This is a genomic window from Nioella sp. (assembly GCF_964229645.1).
In the GTDB taxonomy this organism is placed as follows: domain Bacteria; phylum Pseudomonadota; class Alphaproteobacteria; order Rhodobacterales; family Rhodobacteraceae; genus Nioella.
On record NZ_CAXREX010000276.1, the window covers coordinates 1 to 2,171 of the forward strand.

Below are 2,171 nucleotides of genomic sequence, written 5' to 3' on the forward strand. Positions count from 1 at the left end.
GCCCCTGCCCCGCCCGCTGGACGAAGACGCCGCCCGCGCCGTGACCCAATCGATCAGCGACGACAAGGCCGAGGCCTGGATCCGCGCCCGCGACACCGCCGTCGCCACCCTGCTCTATGGTTGCGGCCTGCGGATCTCCGAAGCGCTGGGTCTCACCGGGCGCGATGCCGTCATAGCCGAGACGCCGGGCACCAGCCTGCGCATCCTGGGCAAGGGCGGCAAAGAGCGGCTGGTGCCGGTGATCCCCGCAGCCGCGCAGGCCGTGGCACGCTATACAGGGCTCTGCCCCTACCCGCTTGACCCCGACGCGCCGCTCTTTCGCGGGCTGCGCGGCGGGCCGCTGAACCCGCGCCTCATCACCCGCGCGATGGAGGGCGTGCGCCTGCGGCTGGGGCTGCCCGCCAGCGCGACGCCCCATGCCCTGCGCCATTCCTTCGCCACGCATCTGCTCAGCCGGGGCGGCGATCTGCGCGCGATTCAGGAGCTTCTGGGCCACGCCAACCTGTCCACCACGCAGATCTATACCGGCGTCGATACCGCGCGCCTGATGGAAGCCTATAACGCCGCCCATCCCCGCGCGCGCAAAGGCTGAGTGGCACGCCCCGCGCAAACAGGCTAAGGGATGCGCGACTCGCCTCCCAGCCACGGATCCTGCCATGACCAAGCGCATCGTTCTTTCCAGCGACCACGCCGCCATCGAGCTGCGCCAGACCATCGCCCGCCACGTCACCGTGCTGGGATACGAGGCGGTCGATATCGGCCCGACCAGCCCGGAAAGCACCCATTACCCCCTGCACGGACAGGCCGCCGCCGAGCGCGTCGCCTCGGGCGATTGCGCGCTGGGGATCATCCTGTGCGGCACCGGGCAGGGCATCATGATGGCCGCCAACAAGGTCGAGGGCATCCGCTGCGGCGTCTGTTCCGACACCTTCTCGGCCAAGATGATCCGCGCCCACAACAATGCGCAGATCCTGTCGATCGGCGCGCGCGTCGTCGGCGACAGCCTGGCGCTTGAGATCGTCGAGGCCTTCCTGGCCACCGAATTCGAAGGCGGCCGCCATGCCACCCGCGTGGACATGATCGAAGGGGCTTGATCGGCCCCTCTGATACACACGACCAAGGCACGGGCTGGCCCTTTCGGCTGTCCCGTGCTTAATGGCCCCGACATCGAAAGGGGCCGCCCATGTATATCGCCACACTGATTGCCAAAACCCTGGATCCCGCCGCCGTCGAGGCGCTGCGCAACGCCTGGGGGGGCGGCACGGTCACCTGGCTGGCCCCGGATCACGCGGCCGAATTTCCCCTGTCCGAAGTGCCTGGCAATTTTCGCGACATCTGGTCCGATCTTCAGGCACTGGCCATTGATCTGAACATCCAGCCCGCCGAGGGCCGGAAGAAGAAGATGCTGCTGGCCGATATGGACAGCACCATGATCCAGCAGGAATGCATCGATGAACTGGCCGAAGAGGCCGGCGTGGGCGAGCGCGTCAAGGACATCACTGCCCGCGCCATGAACGGAGAGCTGGATTTCGAAGGCGCGCTGACCGAACGGGTCGGCCTGCTGAAGGGCCTGCCCGAGACCGTGATCCAGCAGGTCATCGACACCCGCATCACCCTGATGCCCGGCGGGCCCGAGCTTTTGGCGACCATGAAGGCCAACGGGGCCTATTGCGCGCTGGTCTCGGGCGGGTTCACCGCCTTTACCGCCAGGATCGCCGAAACGCTTGGCTTTGACGAAAACCGCGCCAACACGCTGATCGCCGAAGGCGGCACCCTGACCGGAGAGGTCGGCCGCCCGATCCTGGGGCGCGAGGCCAAGGTACAGGCCCTGGAAGAGATCACTGCGCGCCTGGGGATCACCGAAGGCGAGGTGATCGCCGTGGGGGACGGGGCCAATGATCTGGGCATGCTGACCCGCGCCGGGGCCGGTGTGGCGCTGCACGCCAAGCCGACGGTGGCCGCGCAATGCGAGATCCGGGTGAACCACGGCGATCTGAGCGCGCTGCTGTATCTGCAGGGTTATGCGAAGGCCGAGTTCGTCGGCTCCTCGGCCGGTTAACCGGCCTTCCTCGCGGCGCAATAATGCGCGCATGCGTTAATTAACATTTGCGTTAATAAAAGAATCGGGCCAGCCTGTGGGTATGACACAGCTGACCCGAACCTTTGCCGCC

The 2,171-nt window shown here is 67.2% G+C and carries 3 protein-coding genes; all 3 read left to right on the plus strand.

Translation table 11 applies throughout. The annotated features are described in order from the left end of the window. On the plus strand, window positions 1–592 hold a 592-nt coding region (locus tag ACEQXV_RS17875; RefSeq protein ID WP_370270297.1), incomplete at its 5' end, for a tyrosine-type recombinase/integrase. 64 nt (window positions 593–656) lie between these two features. Beyond that, the gene (rpiB, locus tag ACEQXV_RS17880; protein ID WP_370270298.1) at window positions 657–1,094 is read left to right on the plus strand and encodes a ribose 5-phosphate isomerase B; all 438 of its coding nucleotides are present in this window, start codon (window positions 657–659) and stop codon (window positions 1,092–1,094) included. Window positions 1,095–1,183: 89 nt separating this feature from the next. Further along, the gene (serB, locus tag ACEQXV_RS17885) at window positions 1,184–2,059 is read left to right on the plus strand and encodes a phosphoserine phosphatase SerB (protein ID WP_370270299.1); all 876 of its coding nucleotides are present in this window, start codon (window positions 1,184–1,186) and stop codon (window positions 2,057–2,059) included. Window positions 2,060–2,171: the final 112 nt, after the last annotated feature.

Bases quoted from the DNA above. Each gene is read 5' to 3' on its own strand.
- rpiB (WP_370270298.1), top strand. From the start codon at position 657: ATGACCAAGCGCATCGTTCTTTCCAGCGACCACGCCGCCATCGAGCTG.
- serB (WP_370270299.1), top strand. From the start codon at position 1,184: ATGTATATCGCCACACTGATTGCCAAAACCCTGGATCCCGCCGCCGTC.